Annotated in this window: 15 protein-coding genes; 5 read left to right on the top strand and 10 right to left on the bottom strand. The window is 29.5% G+C overall.

The genetic code is table 11. The features are described 5' to 3' along the window. Window positions 1-30: 30 nt before the first annotated feature. Window positions 31-1,218, bottom strand: coding sequence for a pyridoxal phosphate-dependent aminotransferase (locus ABNT14_RS11835; RefSeq protein ID WP_200809363.1), 1,188 nt, complete (start codon window positions 1,216-1,218; stop codon window positions 31-33). A 58-nt stretch (window positions 1,219-1,276) separates the two neighbouring features. Then, a complete protein-coding gene (locus ABNT14_RS11830) occupies window positions 1,277-2,368 on the bottom strand; it encodes a fatty acid desaturase family protein (protein WP_101901835.1) in 1,092 nt (363 codons plus the stop codon). Between the two features lie 164 nt (window positions 2,369-2,532). Here ABNT14_RS11830 and rsmG point away from each other — a divergent pair, with 164 nt between their 5' ends. Further along, window positions 2,533-3,162, top strand: coding sequence for a 16S rRNA (guanine(527)-N(7))-methyltransferase RsmG (rsmG, locus tag ABNT14_RS11825; RefSeq protein WP_101901833.1), 630 nt, complete (start codon window positions 2,533-2,535; stop codon window positions 3,160-3,162). A 206-nt stretch (window positions 3,163-3,368) separates the two neighbouring features. Here rsmG and ABNT14_RS11820 read toward each other — a convergent pair whose 3' ends face one another. From ABNT14_RS11820 to pruA, 6 genes are all read right to left on the bottom strand, one after another. After that, a complete protein-coding gene (locus ABNT14_RS11820) occupies window positions 3,369-3,833 on the bottom strand; it encodes a DUF6428 family protein (protein ID WP_101901831.1) in 465 nt (154 codons plus the stop codon). 50 nt (window positions 3,834-3,883) lie between these two features. Further along, the gene (locus ABNT14_RS11815; RefSeq protein WP_101901828.1) at window positions 3,884-4,213 is read right to left on the bottom strand and encodes an ArsR/SmtB family transcription factor; all 330 of its coding nucleotides are present in this window, start codon (window positions 4,211-4,213) and stop codon (window positions 3,884-3,886) included. 84 nt (window positions 4,214-4,297) lie between these two features. After that, on the bottom strand, window positions 4,298-4,702 hold the full coding sequence (locus ABNT14_RS11810) for a GlcG/HbpS family heme-binding protein (RefSeq protein WP_101901825.1): 405 nt from the start codon (window positions 4,700-4,702) through the stop codon (window positions 4,298-4,300). A 241-nt stretch (window positions 4,703-4,943) separates the two neighbouring features. Next, complete coding sequence (locus tag ABNT14_RS11805) at window positions 4,944-6,176, bottom strand: DEAD/DEAH box helicase (RefSeq protein WP_101902448.1); 1,233 nt, start codon at window positions 6,174-6,176, stop codon at window positions 4,944-4,946. Window positions 6,177-6,254: 78 nt separating this feature from the next. Then, entirely contained in the window at window positions 6,255-7,169 is a 915-nt protein-coding gene (locus tag ABNT14_RS11800) for a glutaminase (protein WP_101902451.1), read from the bottom strand. Between the two features lie 154 nt (window positions 7,170-7,323). Continuing rightward, window positions 7,324-8,949: an L-glutamate gamma-semialdehyde dehydrogenase gene (gene pruA / locus ABNT14_RS11795; RefSeq protein WP_101902447.1), complete on the bottom strand. Its 1,626-nt coding sequence runs from the start codon at window positions 8,947-8,949 to the stop codon at window positions 7,324-7,326. A 502-nt stretch (window positions 8,950-9,451) separates the two neighbouring features. On the opposite strand from pruA, the gene ABNT14_RS11790 reads away from it, so the two are divergent. The 3 genes from ABNT14_RS11790 to ABNT14_RS11780 are packed head-to-tail and all read left to right on the top strand — an operon-like array spanning window position 9,452 to window position 13,225. Further along, window positions 9,452-10,123, top strand: coding sequence for a hypothetical protein (locus ABNT14_RS11790; RefSeq protein WP_145993570.1), 672 nt, complete (start codon window positions 9,452-9,454; stop codon window positions 10,121-10,123). Between the two features lie 35 nt (window positions 10,124-10,158). Beyond that, window positions 10,159-11,874 (top strand): hypothetical protein, encoded by a 1,716-nt coding sequence (locus ABNT14_RS11785; protein ID WP_101902445.1) that lies wholly within the window; start codon window positions 10,159-10,161, stop codon window positions 11,872-11,874. A gap of 4 nt (window positions 11,875-11,878) precedes the next feature. Then, window positions 11,879-13,225: a hypothetical protein gene (locus tag ABNT14_RS11780; RefSeq protein WP_101902444.1), complete on the top strand. Its 1,347-nt coding sequence runs from the start codon at window positions 11,879-11,881 to the stop codon at window positions 13,223-13,225. Between the two features lie 15 nt (window positions 13,226-13,240). On the opposite strand, the gene apaG is transcribed toward ABNT14_RS11780, so the two are convergent. Both apaG and ABNT14_RS11770 read right to left on the bottom strand, forming a co-directional pair. Beyond that, window positions 13,241-13,627 (bottom strand): Co2+/Mg2+ efflux protein ApaG, encoded by a 387-nt coding sequence (gene apaG, locus ABNT14_RS11775; protein ID WP_101902443.1) that lies wholly within the window; start codon window positions 13,625-13,627, stop codon window positions 13,241-13,243. Between the two features lie 34 nt (window positions 13,628-13,661). Beyond that, window positions 13,662-14,882 (bottom strand): DUF5103 domain-containing protein, encoded by a 1,221-nt coding sequence (locus ABNT14_RS11770; RefSeq protein WP_101902442.1) that lies wholly within the window; start codon window positions 14,880-14,882, stop codon window positions 13,662-13,664. 164 nt (window positions 14,883-15,046) lie between these two features. On the opposite strand from ABNT14_RS11770, the gene ABNT14_RS11765 reads away from it, so the two are divergent. After that, window positions 15,047-16,399: a Na(+)-translocating NADH-quinone reductase subunit A gene (locus ABNT14_RS11765; protein ID WP_101902441.1), complete on the top strand. Its 1,353-nt coding sequence runs from the start codon at window positions 15,047-15,049 to the stop codon at window positions 16,397-16,399. Window position 16,400: the final 1 nt, after the last annotated feature.

Raw genomic sequence — 16,400 nt, 5'->3', positions numbered from 1 at the left:
TTTATCCGAAGATATAAAAAGATATAAATATTAACTTAATACTTCTTTAATTCTTCTAACTGCTTCACGTAATTGTAATTCCGAAGCCGCATACGACATACGAATACAAGCAGGTGCACCAAAAGCTTCACCAGTTACGGTTGCTACATTTGCTTCTTCTAATAATAACATAGAAAAATCACTTGCATTTTTAATTTCATGTCCTTTAATTGTTTTTCCGAAGAAAGAAGATACGTCAGGAAAAACATAAAATGCTCCTTCAGGAATATTTAATTTAAATCCTTCAATTTCTGCAAATAAACTTAAAACTAAATCTCTACGAGTTTTAAATTCATCTACCATATATTTAATTTTAGTTGGTTCAGCTAAAACAGCGGTAATTGCCGCTCGTTGTGCAATACAGTTTGTTCCTGAAGTAATTTGTCCTTGCATTTTAGTACACGCTTTAGCAATCCATTGTGGCGCACCGATAAAACCAATTCTCCAACCTGTCATAGCAAAAGCTTTTGCTAATCCGTTTACGGTAATGGTACGGTCGTACATATTTTCGATAGCTGCAAAACTAAAATGTTTTGTTCCATAGTTAATATGTTCGTAAATTTCGTCCGATAAAATATAAATATTTGGGTGATTTTCTAATACTTTCGCCAATGCTCTATATTCTGCCTCGGTATAAATACTTCCACTTGGGTTATTTGGCGAGTTAAAGAAAATCATTTTTGTTTTAGGCGTAATTGCTGCTTCTAATTGTGCTGGAGTAATTTTAAAATCAGTATCAATAGAAGAAGGAATTTCAACAAATTTAGCTTCACATAAAGTAGCAATTGCTGAGTAACTTACCCAATAAGGCGCTGGTAATAAAACCTCATCGCCTGGGTTTAATAACACCTGTGCAATATTTGCAATCGATTGTTTTGCTCCTGTTGAAACGACAATCTGGTTTGGCGCATAACTTAAATTATTATCACGCTTAAATTTTGTACAAATAGCTTCTTTTAACTCTACATAACCATCAACAGGTGTGTATGAATTATAATCTTGATTAATTGCTTCGATGGCGGCATCTTTAATAAAATCGGGCGTATTAAAGTCAGGCTCTCCTAAGCTTAAACTGATAATATCTTTACCTGCGGCTTTTAATTCTCTTGCTTTAGCAGCCATCGCCAAAGTTTGAGATATTGGTAAACTGTTAATTCTGTTTGATAATGCGTTTGACATTGATTATATTATTAAGGTGCATTTTGTTAAAATGCGTGTTGTTAAAATGCGTATTATTTTAAGCTGCATGAGGTTTTTCACCCAAACTTCCTAATTGTTTAAAGTGCTCAATAAAAGCTCTTGTCATTGTTTTGTATTCGTTGTATGGCAAGTCAAATTCTTGGGCAGTTTCCTTGACTATTTTTGCTATTTTATTATAATGAACATGCGAAATATGCGGAAAAATATGGTGTTCTACCTGATGATTTAATCCACCAGTATAAAAATTAACCAACCAGTTTGTAGGTGCAAAATTAGAGGTGGTATATAATTGATGAACTGCCCAGGTGTGTTCTAAATTTCCATCTTTATCGGGTAATGGCATTTCTGTTTTTGGAACTACGTGTGCCAATTGAAAAACAACGCTTAAAATCATCCCTGCAGTATAGTGCATTACAAAAAAACCTAGTAAAACTTTCCACCAAACAATGTTTAAAACCAATAATGGCAATGCAATCCATAATGAATAATAAACAATTTTAGAAATTACTAATTTTGTCCATTCTACCTTCGGATTAGGAAATTTACCATACGATAACTTACGTTTTAAATAACTACTCATTTGTTTTATATCGGTAGTAATAGCCCAGTTAATAGTTAATAACCCGTATAAAAATATTGAATAAAATTTTTGAAATTGATGCACAGGTAACCATTTTGAATGCTTCGAAAAACGGATAATTCTACCAGCGTCAATATCTTCATCATGTCCTTTAATATTGGTAAAAGTATGGTGTAATACATTGTGTTGTACTTTCCAGTTATATACGTTTCCTGCTAAAATATAAATACTGCTTCCCATTAATTTATTCAGCCAATTTTTGCTTGAAAAAGAATCGTGGTTTGCATCGTGCATTACGTTCATACCAACACCTGCCATACCAATTCCTGTAATAACGGTAAGTAAAAGCATTGTTGACTCAGGCATTGTTACTGTTAATATTAATACAAAAGGAATTAAAAAAGTAGCAAACATAATAATTGCTTTGCTATACAATTTCCAGTTCCCCGTACGCTTGATATTATTTTCTTTAAAGTAGGTATTTACCTTTTTATTTAGCGTTCGAAAGAACTTTACATTGTTTGTTCGTGAGAAGTTTATAGTCTTCATTGTGTTGTGTATTATATATAGCAAAAATAAACGTTTTTAGCCTATATTATTGATTACAAACCACTTTTTAACAAGAAAGATATCTTTTGTTAGATAAATGTGTATTCCCGATTAGTTTTTTACTTTTGCACTGAAAAATATACTCAATTTCAATATCGATAGCAATGGAACTTATAAAAAAATATTTTACCGATTTAACAGAAACACAGTTAGAACAGTTTTCTAAATTACAAGCTTTGTATGAAGATTGGAACTTAAAAATTAACGTTGTTTCTCGTAAAGATATTGATGAATTATACTTGCGTCATGTTTTACATTCATTAGGTATAGCTAAAGTTATGCAATTTAAACCAGGTTCTAAGGTTATGGATGTTGGTACAGGAGGTGGTTTTCCAGGGATTCCATTAGCTATTTTATTTCCTGAAACTCAGTTTCATTTAGTTGATTCTATTGGAAAAAAAATTAAAGTAGTGAACGAAGTTGTAGAAGGTTTAGGTTTACAAAACGTAAAAACTACCAACGGACGTGTAGAAGAAGTAAAAGATACTTACGATTTTATTGTAAGTAGAGCAGTGGCACAAATGGAAACTTTTGTTGGTTGGACAAAAGGAAAAATTGCTAAAAAACAAAATCACGATTTAAAAAACGGAATCTTATATTTAAAAGGTGGTGATTTATCGGAAGAATTAGAAAAATACACCTCAGCAACGATTTATGATTTACCAGATTTCTTTGAAGAAGATTTCTACGAAACTAAAAAAGTAGTGCATTTAGGGATGAAATTTAAGTCGTAATTTTATATAATTAGCTGTTTTCCTATAATTCAGTATCTATTTAAAAACGTTGTCAATTCGAGTGATTTTAATGACTAAAAGGAATTAAAATTGTATCGAGAATTTATATTTTATTTTTCTTGATTTTGAAGATAAAAAAGTTCTCGATACAATTTTTTGAAGAAAAAAATTACTCGAACTGACCGTTTTTTACAATTATTAAAGACTTAACAACATCCCGAATTAGGTGCACAACTTGTTTGTTGTTTAATTTCTGTTATTTTTACTTTTGGTTTTTCAGGAATTCCACATTTATCTTTTGCTAAGCAATCGGTTAATGTGGTTGTTAATAAAAAGTTAGTTCCATCAAAATCCAATCCATATTTTCCAATAGTACTTCCTTGATATTCTACTTCAATATCTAAATCAGTAATATTTAATAGCTTTTCAGAAAGTTCAATAATATTGATTAATTTTTCAGGATGTAATCTGTGGTCATAATCATCAGCTTTCCATAATTGAAAGTTTACAACTTCTTCATTTCTTACTGTTCCGCCACAATCAATAAAGTTTTTGGTGATTTTTCCAACTTCTGTTACGTGAAAATGATTTGGTACAAGTTCTCCATTTGGTAATTGAAAAGCAATTGTTTTTAATGATGATAAATGATTTTTAATTTCTGATAATTTCATGATTTTTAAGTTTTAATCGTATTATTACGATGCATTATTATAATTTTTTTTTAACAGCAATTATTTTGATTTTCATCTAAGTTTAAAAAACTGTTTAATAAATTTTTAATTTGCGTCCAATTTTCTTTGTCGATACAATAACAAACACTTGTTCCTGATATATTTCCTTTGATAAGTTTGGCATTTTTTAATTCTTTTAAATGCTGAGAAATAGTAGGTTGTGCCAATCCTATTTCATTTACTAAATCACCACAAACACAGGAATTAATTTTAAAAAGATGTTGTAAAATAGCAATACGAGCAGGATGTCCAAGTACTTTTGCAATGTTAGCAAGGTTGTTTTGTTCGGATGTAAATATTTCTGATTTTGTAAGTCCCATTTTTTACATTTAATAAGTATATTGCAATATTACGATTAATATTTGATTAAAAAAGAATTAAGGCTATTTCTTTTAAAAAAATATCTATTCTAAAATAGAATTTACACCCGCTTGTGCTACTTGAAAATCATTTTCCACCGTGCTACCACTAACACCAATAGCGCCAATAATAATTCCGTCTTTATTTTTTATAGGAACGCCACCAGCAAAAGTAATCAATCCATTATTAGAATGTTCAATATTATATAAAGGAGCTCCAGGTTGCGATAATTCGCCAAGAATACTAGTATCTTTTCCAAATAAAGCGGCTGTTTTAGCTTTTTTCATAGCAATATCAATAGGACCAATAAAAGCACCATCCATACGTTCAAAAGCTACTAAACTAGCTCCAGCATCTACAACTGAAATACTCATTTTTGTATTTAAAGCTACTGCTTTTAAAGTTGCAGTATCGATTACTTTTTTTGCTTCGGATAAGGTTATATTCATAATAATTGTGTTTTAAAATTGATAGATAAAATTAATAATTTTTTAAACAAAATAAACAAGTTTGTAAAAATGCCTAGCCCCGATTGAAGCAATTGTTTGAGCTCTTTTTTTGATTTTTCTTCAAAAAAAAGCGAGTGCGGAAAGCGGGAAATTGCTTCAAAAAATATTTATTAATTTTTGATAAAAAAAGAAAACCTCTTCAAATAAGTTGAAGAGGTTTTAATTTTATAAAAATATTGATTTAATACCAACGTTTTTTCTTCTTTTTAGAAGCTTCAGATTTTCGTCCTTTTTTGTTTTTACTAATGGTATTTGGTTGTTTTTTATGCTTAGGTTTTACTAATAAAAAAGGGTGATCTTCAATAACTTTAATTGGTCTTTTTAATAATTCTTGAATACCTTTTATGTAGCTAGTTTCATCGGCGCCACATAATGAAAATGCAATTCCCGATTTTCCTGCTCTACCAGTTCTACCAATTCTGTGAACGTAAGTTTCAGGAACATTAGGAATATCAACATTAATTACGGCATCAATTTTATGAATATCAATACCACGAGCGGCAACATCGGTAGCAATTAAAATATTTGCTTTATTGCTTTTGAAGTCTTCAATTGCTTTATTACGTAAAATTTGAGTTTTATCTCCGTGAACACTTGTTACTTTGTATCCGTTTTTAATAAGAGTTTGCTCTAATTTATCAACTCCGTATTTTGTACGTCTAAAAATAATAATACGCCCTTGTATTGTGTTGCGTAATAAATGTAAACATAAATCTACTTTATGTTTTTTAGGTGTATAATATAATAATTGCCCTATTTTATTAACAGTATTGTTAGTCGGGGTAACATTTATTGTTTCAGGATTATAAAGCATTTCTTTAGCCAGTTCACTCACTTTTTCGGGCATTGTAGCCGAAAATAATAAGGTTTGCTTTTTACGAGGACAAAGTTCTTCAATTCTTTTTACATCATTGATAAATCCCATGTCTAGCATTAAATCAGCTTCATCTAAAACAAACGTTTTTAAGAGTCTTAAATCTACACTACCTTGTTCGTGTAAATCGATTAAACGCCCAGGTGTTGCTACTAAAACATCAATTCCTTTGGCTAAAACTTCTTTTTGTGCTTTGGTTGATATTCCACCATATACAACTCCTGTAATAATATTTGTATGTTTAGCGTAAGTATTAAAGCTTTGTTCAATTTGTATTGCTAGCTCTCTAGTAGGACTAACAATTAAGGCTTTAATTTTCTTTTGAGTTTTTTCAGAATCTTGTTTTTCTAGTAAATTATTGATAATTGGTAAAGCAAAAGCGGCTGTTTTACCCGACCCTGTTTGCGACCCAACAATTACATCTTTTTTATTTAGTACTAACGGAATTACTTTTTGTTGTACTAACGTAGCTGTGTGATATTTTTCTTTACTAAGAGCTTTTAAAATATCGGTATTAAGATGTAAATCTGTAAACTTCATTGATTATTTTTTTTGCAAAGATAACTTAAATGTAATGATATCGGATTGTTTCGATTTTAGATTATAATCTCTTTTATTTTAAAAAATAGATTGTTCTGATAAAGTAGTAAAATGCTCTAAAAACTTCATTCCTTTGTAAGAATTTCCTTTTTCATTCAATTTAGGACTCCAAACAACAATACTATATTCATTTGGAAGTATAGCAACAATACCACCACCAACACCACTTTTTCCTGCTAAACCTACTTTAAAAGCAAACTGCCCAGACTCATCATAAAATCCGCAAGTTTGCATTAAAGCATTGATTCTTTTTGATTGACTTTTGCTTAATATTTGTTTTCCATTATGTGGAGCTTTTCCGTTATTGGCTAAAAACAAAAATAAATCAGATAAATGCTCACAGCTTAATTCTAACGAACATAAGTCAAAATAAAAATCGAGAACTTTACTAGGTTCATTTTTAATATTTCCGAAGGATTTTATAAAATTACAAAGGGCTACATTTCTATAACCTACAGATTTTTCGGAAGCCGCAATTTTAGCAGAATAATTAATATCATTATTGCCAGAAAGACTTTTAATAAATGCTAATAAATCTTCTTTAGGATTTTTTAAATTACTAATAAGAACATCTGAAATAACAATTGCTCCTGCATTAATAAAAGGATTCCGAGGTATTCCGTTGTCATTTTCTAGTTGAAGAAGCGAGTTAAAAGGATTTCCTGAAGGTTCAACTCCAAGTCTGTTCCATAAATCTCCGTCAAGTATTTTGTAAGCTAAACAAAGTGATAAAACTTTAGCAATACTTTGAATAGAAAATTTTTCTTGATAATTACCTATTCCATATTTTATATTATTGGTTGTAGAAATATGAACACCAAATTTATTAGGATTTAAGTTTGCTAGTTCAGGTATATAAGAAGCTAATGCTCCTTTATTTTCAATAGTATCAACAGTTGAAAATATTTCTTGTATTATTTTTTGGTAGTTCATTTTATTAAAAAACATTTTTTTAAATGTAGAAAACAAAACTACTAGAAAATAATTTTAATTAAATAAAAAAAATATTTCTTGACAGTCATAAATATTTTGCATAAAAAAACCCCATCAAAATTTGATGAGGTTTTAAAATAATATTATTTGATTCTTATCCTAAGAAAGGATACTTGTAACTAGAAGGAGATACAAGAGTTTCCTTAATTAAACGAACAGAAGTCCAACGTAATAAGTTTTGAGCAGAACCTGCTTTATCATTTGTTCCAGAAGCTCTACCACCACCAAAAGGTTGTTGTCCTACAACAGCACCAGTTGGCTTATCGTTAATATAGAAGTTTCCAGCAGCGTTTTCTAAAGCTTTAGAAGCTTTTTCAACAATGTATCTATCAGTAGAAAAGATAGCACCAGTTAATGCGTATTCAGTAGATTCATCAACTAATTTTAATGAAGCTTCCCATTCAGCATCTTCGTATACAAAAACAGTCATAACAGGACCGAATAATTCAGTTGTCATAGTTGCATAAGTAGGCGATTTAGCAACGATTACAGTAGGCTCAATAAAGTATCCTACCGATTTATCGTGGTTTCCACCAATAATAACTTCAGCATCTGCATCAGCTTTAGCAGCATCAATAAAACTAGCTATTTTATCAAAAGAACCTTCATGAATAACAGCGTTAACAAAGTTGCTAGTATCTTCAGGAGAACCCATTTTAATTTCGCTAGTTTGCGCAATTAAATGACCTTTAACTTCTTCCCACATAGAAGCAGGAATGTAAGCACGTGAAGCCGCAGAACATTTTTGACCTTGGTACTCAAAAGAACCTCTAGTTATTGCAGTAGCAACTTGTAAAGGGTTTGATGAATTGTGAGCCCAGATAAAATCTTTTCCACCAGTTTCTCCAACAATTCTTGGGTATGTTTTGTAAGTATGGATGTTATTTCCAATTTGTTTCCATAAGTTTTTGAAAACATGAGTTGAACCTGTAAAGTGTAATCCAGAGAAATCAGGAGAAGCTAATACAGTATCAGAAATCATAACAGGATCACCATATACAACGTTAATTACACCGTCAGGTAAACCAGCTTCTTTAAATAAATCTACAATTACTTGTGCAGAATATGCTTGATGGTCAGATGGCTTCCAAACAACAACGTTACCCATTAAGGCAGCTGCTGCAGGTAAGTTAGCTGCAATAGACGTAAAGTTAAAAGGAGAAATTGCATATACAAAACCTTCTAATGGTCTGTATTCAACTCTGTTCCAAATTCCAGGTGCAGAAGATGGCTGATCTTTAAAGATATCAGTCATATACTGTACATTAAAACGGAAAAAGTCAATCATTTCACAAGCTGCATCAATTTCAGCTTGGTGAACGTTTTTAGATTGAGCAATCATAGTTGCAGCATTCATTCTTGCTCTATAAGGACCAGCTAATAATTCAGCAGCCTTTAAGAAAATAGAAGCACGCTCAGTCCAACAAGTACTAGACCATTCTTGTCTTGCAGCTAAAGCAGTACTAATAGCAGTATCTACGTGCGATTTATCTGCTGTATGATATTGCCCAACCACGTGTTTATGATCGTGTGGAGGTGTAATATTTTTAGTGTTTCCAGTTCTAACTTCTTCACCATTAATATGCATTGGCACATCAATATTGCTATTATACATCGCTTTGTAAGTAGCTAATAACTCTTCTCTTTCTGGAGAACCAGGAGCGTATCCTTTTACAGGTTCGTTTACTGCTTCTGGAACTTTAAAAAATCCTCTTGCCATTTTAGTATGTTGTTTGTATGTTAAAAAAAATCTTATTTAAAAATGAAAAATAGCATAAAAGCCTTTAATTAGCCGATATAAATTTTTCATAAAGTAAAAGAATCAAAAGATTACTTTACGGAACAAAGTTAACACTTATTTTAATAATTATTAAGTTGTTTTTGTGTCTGATTTATCAAAATAATATACCATATATGCAGGGCAATTAAAAATAGTGAATACAACAAGGTAATACCCTATGCTTATTTTATGTTAAAAGAAGATTGTTACTGTTTTTATTAAAAATTATTTGAAGCAATTTCCCGCTTTTCGCACTCGCTCTTTTTTTGAAGAAAAAATCAAAAAAAGGAGCTCAAACAAATGCTTCAATCGGGGCTAGGCATTTTTGCTTCTTTTTAAAATTGTTACATAAAAAATTGTATAAACGTTTAAAAATACTGTTTTAATAAATACTAAGGTTTTTGAATACTGTTTTTTATTATTTTCGCAATTAAAAAAAGTTATGTATAAAATACGATTGTTGTTTTTATCAATAATTTCGATGTTGTTATTTACAAGTTGTTTTGAGTTTGTAGAAGAAATATCTTTTCAAAAAGATGGCTCAGGAACAGCTACATTTACATTAAATTTAAGTAAAAGTAAAACCAAAATAGCCTCTATATTATTATTAGACAGTATAAACGGATATAAAGTTCCATCGAAAGTAACAATTCAAAAAAAAGTAGCTGTTATTGTAAAAAAAATGAAAACTATTCAAGGGATTCACCAAGTAAAAAATAGCTTAAATTTTGATGATTTTATTTTAAGTATTTCTTGTAATTTTGATACTGCAAAAGCACTTAACAGTGTTTTAGCAACTTTTAGTAATAAAAAGGACGCATTAGCACTACAAAAAAAACCTCATTTTAAGTACGATAAAATACGTAAAACCTTCATCCGAAGTCATCATTTTAATATCGGAAAAGAGTTTCAGAAAACAAAAATGCAGGATAGAAAAGTTTTTGAAACTGCTAGTTACACCAGTGTGTATCGTTTTGAAACGCCTGTAAAATCGTACTCAAATAAACTTGCTAAAATATCAAAAAGTAAAAAAGCAGTGTTTTTACGTGTAAATGCTCAAGAAATCATTAACAATAAACAAACGATAAAAAATAATATTAAACTACTAAAATAAACGCTAAACTAAACTTGAAAAAATTAAAAATAACCATGAAAAAACTAATTGCTACCCTACTATTTATAAACATATTTGTTGCTTTACAGGCTCAAAAATTAGAAAACAAAATTCCCAATACTTCCGATATTGTAGTCGTTGCCGATGCTGATAATTTATTCAAATTAATAAACATTTCAGAAATAGACAACAGTTTTTTAGGCGAAGAAATGTTAAAAGTTATTAATCGAAAAAGAGAAGATAAAATAAGCTCAGTGGGTGGCGCAGGAATTGCTATAAAATCAAACGCATATTACTTTTTTGAAAGAACTGATAGTATTTCATACCATACATTTTTAGTGAAAATCAACGATAAAGCTCGTTATCAAGCTATGTTGAAATCAAGAGATTTAAAGAAAATTAAAAAAGAACAAGGATACAGTTATATTCAAAAAAATAGCGAATTAATGCTTTGGAATAATGAGTTTCTTGTTTTTGTAAAAGGTGATAAACACCGTAGGTATTTTAAGCAACATACCGAGCGTTTTGAAAAACTAAAAGAAGAAGGACAATCGATGTATGCTGTAAAAAAATCCCTGTCAAAACAATGGATTTTACAAAAAGGATTTTCAATAGCAACTAATGGTTTATTAACTTCAATTGCGGTAAATCCAAGCTTTCAAAAGGCGAAAAAAAGAAATGCTGTTGCAACACTTTGGGTGCGTAATTATGGTGAATTAATAGCCGATGTAATTGGCTCTTTAGGAAGAGGTTTAAAAACATCAATAGCTTCATTAATGCCTCAAAACGGTGAAAATATAAACGGAGTAGAAACGGTAACAGCTAATCTGTTTTTTAATAAAAAAAATGCCAATTTATTATTAGAAATGACTGTTAGCGATGACATGAAAAAATCGTTCAAAAAGATTTATAATCAAAAAATGAACAGCACTCTAATTAATAGTTTTAATCATGATAATGCCTTGGCTTTTTGGAGTGTTTCTATAAATACCGAACAATTATTGCTAGAATATCCGGCAATGGTCGACAAAATGTATGGCGGAATGTTTCCGAAATTTAGTCAAGAAATTAGCCTTGTTGGCGATGTATTATCATTAATTATAGATGAAAAAGCAATGGCAAGCTTAGTTACTGGCGATGCTTTATTTGTATTAAATGGTTTTGAAAAAAAACAAGTATCTTATAAATCATATAAATATGATGACAATTATAAACGTAAAGAAATAACTAAAACAAAAGAAACATTAATGCCCGATTTTACTTTTATGATGGGCTCAAAAGAAGAAAAATTACTAACAAAATTATTCAAATTAGGGCAAAAGCACAAGCTAGTAAAAGGAGCAAAAAATGTTTTTGAATTGGATGTTAAAAAAGCAAAATTACCTATTAATTTATATGCGGTTATAAAAAATGAGGTGCTTTATATTACAAACTCAAAAGTAAGAGCGATAAAATTATCGGTAGGAAAAAGAAGTTTTAAAACAAGAAAACACCGCAAGTTAATTAAGAAAAATTCAAGTGTTTTATTTGCCGATGTAAATGCGTTACTTGCTCATTTACCAAAAAAATCATTTCGAAGTACTGAAAGAAAAATGATTGCTTTTTCGAATGATAATATTCAGGATGTTCGTTTTGTAGTTTCAAAAATGAAAGGAAACAAAATAGCGTCAAAAGTTGAATTAAATACTAACGGTAAACAAGAAAATACCTTAAAATTATTGTTTGATTTTATAAATAATATTGCAAAGTAACAAGATGTTTAAAAAAGTATTATTTGTTGTTTTTCTACTGATTAGCACGCTGTTTACCTTTGGGTATTTTAAGTATTATCCCAGAGAAAATACGGCTGTTAAAATACCTGTTTCTGCGGATGTAATTATTCGTGTAAATTTACGTGAAATAGCATATAACATGTTAAAGGATGTTGCAAAACATCCTTTAACATATTTAAAATCGTCTAAAAAAAATAAGCAAACTAAAGGGGGTTCTTTGTTTGAACAGCTTAAAATTCCTTCGGATGTTTTTTTTTACAGTAATAAGGATATTTTAAAAAATACTTGGGTAACTACTGTTATTGAAATCAAAAATAAAGCGGATTTATTATCATTTTTTAATCAAGATAAATTTGTTAAAAAGAGTATTGAAAATGCGGATTATTTTATCAATAAAAATACTGTTTATCTTATCAATAAAAATCAATTAAGAATTGTTTTTAATGTAGATGAAATTAATAAAGTTGAAACGAAACTAAAAACTATTTTAAATACAAAAGAGTATTTAAAAGATGAAAATAGGATTATTCAGAAATTAAAAAACAGCAAAAAACTTATTGCTTTATCAACTAAAAGTAATGATTTTTTAGCCCTTGGAATTGATGAAAATGAAATATCAGTAATTGGAGAATTATCTGAAAAAAATACGCCTTTTTTATCCTCAGAAAAAAACATAAATAATGGCTTATTAGCAACTCTTTCAGGGAAAGTAAAGAAAACTTTTTTATTTGATTATCTAAAAAAATCATCAAAAGATAGGTTTGAAAAATTCACAAATTTATCAGTCGATAGTCTTCAAAGGTATTGGAATGGTGAATTTAATGCCAATTTAAATGCTTTTATCCAGAGAAAAGACACCATTATAACTTATAAATATGATGATGATTTTAATAAAATTGCAAAAACAACGATTAAAAAAACAATAATTCCTGATTTAAATGTAAGTTTTGGAGGCGGTGCTTTTTTAAATTATTTATCATCAAAAAAAGCAATAAAAAATATTAATGGAAAAGAAATATTACTTGTAAACCCGTTGTTTAAAACTTATGTTTATCAGCAAGAAAAGAGCTTGTTTTTATCTTCAAAATATAAATCTAATACTATTTTAAATAATGAAAAGAACAAGACTTTTAATCAGCACGCTAAATTTTTACTTTCTTTAGAGGTAGAAAAATATTTAAAAACCCAAGATACTTCTTTAGAAAATTTCACGAAGTATTTAGCTGAAATAAAAACAATAAAGGCGGTCATTAGTACTAATAATAAGTTGTGTATTAAAGTTTGTTTTAAAATAAGTGCGCCAAATTTTTTGTATCAAACAATTAAGTAATGCCTGTTTATAAAATTAGTTTAAAGAAGGGCTTGCTGTTAATTGAAATGTAGGAATAGTAACGATAAATTCTTCAAGAGTTTGGGTATTAATCATTTTGTAGTTTCCTTTCATAGCACCTGTTGTTGATACTAAAAAACAGTTTGATCGGTATTTAAAAATATCGTTAGGCTTTAAAATAGGAGTTTCACCAACTACACCTTTACCTGATACATGTTCTGTGTTTTTAAGAGCGTCCATAATAATCCAAAAGCGTTCTAAAAGTTTTACGGTATTGGTAGAGTTATTTTCAATAGAAATATAATAACTAAAAGAAAAATATTCAGATCCACCGTAGTTAATAATACCATTAAAATTGGTTTCAATTGCTATTTTAATACCCTTGCTTATTTGTTGTAACATAGTTTTATTTTTTTGTTAATTTTTTATTACCAAGTTACTTATTTTGATTAAAGTAACCATTCCCAAGTCCGATAATACGGTCGTAAGTTTCGCCGAAAGGCTTATAATATACGATAACAGTATATTCGTTTTCAGTTTGATAAAATGAACCATCAATTTCATTTAAGTTAATTATATTATTGTTATTTAATGTCGCAAAACTATAGTTATAAAAGCCTTGTTTAAATATAATATTAGCTTTGTATCTTTCAGAAATAGCATCGTATTTCATTTTGTTTTCTTCGGATAATTGATAATTATTAAAAGCACCATAAATAAAAATATCTTTATTTTGATAAGCTTCATAAGCTGCTAATGAAAAATGAATCATAGAATAATCTGCTTCTGAATTGGGGTCGTTTGCTTCTAAAGTTCTTACTATAAATTGTCCGTTAATATCAGGATTGTAAGTGTATCTTTTATTTACTCGTTCTTCATTAGTATATAAATAACTGTGATAAATATCTTTTCTTTCAGTTTTAGCAATACTAAAACTAGTGTTACGTAAATGTTTAGTATCAAAATTTAAAAATTCATTACCACCCCCAAAATTTGTTTCAATAGTATGGTTGTAAATTAATTGTGCTGGTTTTATAAATTTAGGTTGAATATTATAGCGAACCGTATTCCAATTATGATTTTGAAATAACGCAACATTAATTTCTTGATTCGGATTGTTAATATTTAAATTTTTATGATTTATAGTAAATTGAACCGTTTGCTTTTTATTATTTGATTTTGCTTCTCTACTTCTAAAAACAGCAACGCCAACAGTTGTAATATTCTCATAAAAAACACATTTTCTTGTAAATACTACGTCATAATTTTCATCTAAAATAGAAATTAAATAATTTCCGCTTTTGGTGATGATTGTATTTTGATTAGGAATATCAACACTATAATGTGTGTAAGGTTGAAGTGTATTAAAAGAATTGGTAATATTGATGATTTCATTTTCATCAAAACCATTAATATATTGATTGGAAGTTAAATTACTTGGTTTCCAATCATGTGTCATATGTTCAATTTTGTATTGATATTCTTTATTATCAGCATCTAAATCATCAAAAGATAGTTTTAAAACCTCTCCTAATCGTACAATTGCTGAAAATTGATTTGTATTATTTTTTGGGCGTAATTGAATTGTTTTTATATTTTGAGCATATATTACTATATTTAATGCAGTAAATACAAAGATTAAGAATTTTTTCATCATAAATACAAAGGTATCAAAATGTAAACTAAAAGCATTAATTTATTTAGAATAGATATAAATAAAGAGCTATCTAAAAGATATAAATATAAATAGTTACTCGAAAAAATCAAAATCTGTAAATTTGTTTTTTTTTATTGAAAATCAATTTAATCAGTTCAGTTCCTATGTCAAAAGACATCCGTATTAAGAAAGGCTTGGACATCAAGCTCGTTGGCGATGCAGAGCAAATAACTACCGAACTTCCGTTAGGTGGCGTGTTTGCAATTCAGCCAGATGATTTTCACGGCGTTATTCCAAAAATTTTAGCAAAAGTAGGTACCGAAGTAAAAGCGGGTCAAGCACTTTTTTATTCAAAAAGTGATGAGCGTATTTTATTTCCAAGCCCTGTTAGTGGTAAAGTTTCAGAAATCGTTCGTGGAGCCAGAAGAAAAGTTTTAGCAATTAAAATCACTGCTGATGCACAGCAGCAATACAAAGATTTTGGAAAAAAAGATGTTGATGCAATGTCTGGCGAAGAGGTGAAAAATCACTTATTTGCTTCAGGTTGTTGGCCATTTGTAAAACAGCGTCCGTATGACGTAGTTGCAGACCCAAGCCAAGCACCAAAATCAATTTTTGTATCTGCTTACGCAAGTGCACCTTTAGCAGCCGATTATGATTACGCCTTAAAAGGTAAAGAAGCTGAATTACAAGCCGCATTAACTGCATTAACAAAATTAACAACAGGTAAAGTACATGTTTCTGTTGCAAAAAGCTCAACATCATCACCATTAAAAGGGATGAAAGGAGTTGAATTGCATAATGTATCAGGACCACACCCTGTTGGTAATGTGAGTACACAAATTGCACAAATAGACCCTATTAGTAAAGGTGAAGTTGTATGGGTTGTTACTCCTCAAGATTTAGTAGTTATTGGTGAGTTATTATTAACTGGTAAATTTAACGCAAAGCGTACTATTGCTTTAGCAGGGTCTAAATTTGCAAAGCCACAATATGTATCAGCAATAGCTGGAAGCAATATTGGAGCGCTTGTAAAAGGAAATTTAGAAGCTGATAATGCACGTGTAATTAGCGGAAATGTATTAAGTGGTCTTCAGGTTAATGAAGAAGGATTTTTAGGATACTATGAAAATATAGTAACTGCAATTCCTGAAGGAAATGATTATGAATTTTTTGGATGGAATAAGCCTGTTTTTAACAAGGTTTCTACATCAAGAGCATTTACATTTTCTTGGTTAAATCCGAAGAAAAAATACGACTTAAATACCAATACAAACGGTGAACATAGAGCTTTTGTTGTAACAGGATCATATGAAGAGGTTTTTCCTTTAGATATTTATCCGATGCAATTATTAAAAGCTTGTAAATATCAAGATCTTGACGAAATGGAAGGATTAGGAGCTTACGAAATTGCACCAGAAGATTTCGCATTAACAGAATTTATTTGTGTGTCTAAACAACCTCACCAGAAAATAATTCGTGAAGGATTAGATTTAATGAGAGAAGAATTAGGATAAG

Source organism: Tenacibaculum dicentrarchi (assembly GCF_964036635.1).
Taxonomy (GTDB): Bacteria; Bacteroidota; Bacteroidia; order Flavobacteriales; family Flavobacteriaceae; genus Polaribacter; species Polaribacter dicentrarchi.
Note: the sequence above shows the minus strand (reverse complement) of the source record. Positions and strands in the feature narration are given on the sequence as shown.

Coding starts and splice junctions, on each gene's coding strand:
- ABNT14_RS11770 (WP_101902442.1), bottom strand. CDS start 14,882: ATGATGAAAAAATTCTTAATCTTTGTATTTACTGCATTAAATATAGTA.
- rsmG (WP_101901833.1), top strand. CDS start 2,533: ATGGAACTTATAAAAAAATATTTTACCGATTTAACAGAAACACAGTTA.
- ABNT14_RS11785 (WP_101902445.1), top strand. CDS start 10,159: ATGAAAAAACTAATTGCTACCCTACTATTTATAAACATATTTGTTGCT.
- ABNT14_RS11830 (WP_101901835.1), bottom strand. CDS start 2,368: ATGAAGACTATAAACTTCTCACGAACAAACAATGTAAAGTTCTTTCGA.
- ABNT14_RS11815 (WP_101901828.1), bottom strand. CDS start 4,213: ATGGGACTTACAAAATCAGAAATATTTACATCCGAACAAAACAACCTT.
- ABNT14_RS11780 (WP_101902444.1), top strand. CDS start 11,879: ATGTTTAAAAAAGTATTATTTGTTGTTTTTCTACTGATTAGCACGCTG.
- pruA (WP_101902447.1), bottom strand. CDS start 8,949: ATGGCAAGAGGATTTTTTAAAGTTCCAGAAGCAGTAAACGAACCTGTA.
- ABNT14_RS11765 (WP_101902441.1), top strand. CDS start 15,047: ATGTCAAAAGACATCCGTATTAAGAAAGGCTTGGACATCAAGCTCGTT.
- ABNT14_RS11820 (WP_101901831.1), bottom strand. CDS start 3,833: ATGAAATTATCAGAAATTAAAAATCATTTATCATCATTAAAAACAATT.
- ABNT14_RS11810 (WP_101901825.1), bottom strand. CDS start 4,702: ATGAATATAACCTTATCCGAAGCAAAAAAAGTAATCGATACTGCAACT.
- ABNT14_RS11805 (WP_101902448.1), bottom strand. CDS start 6,176: ATGAAGTTTACAGATTTACATCTTAATACCGATATTTTAAAAGCTCTT.
- ABNT14_RS11790 (WP_145993570.1), top strand. CDS start 9,452: ATGTATAAAATACGATTGTTGTTTTTATCAATAATTTCGATGTTGTTA.
- ABNT14_RS11800 (WP_101902451.1), bottom strand. CDS start 7,169: ATGAACTACCAAAAAATAATACAAGAAATATTTTCAACTGTTGATACT.
- ABNT14_RS11835 (WP_200809363.1), bottom strand. CDS start 1,218: ATGTCAAACGCATTATCAAACAGAATTAACAGTTTACCAATATCTCAA.
- apaG (WP_101902443.1), bottom strand. CDS start 13,627: ATGTTACAACAAATAAGCAAGGGTATTAAAATAGCAATTGAAACCAAT.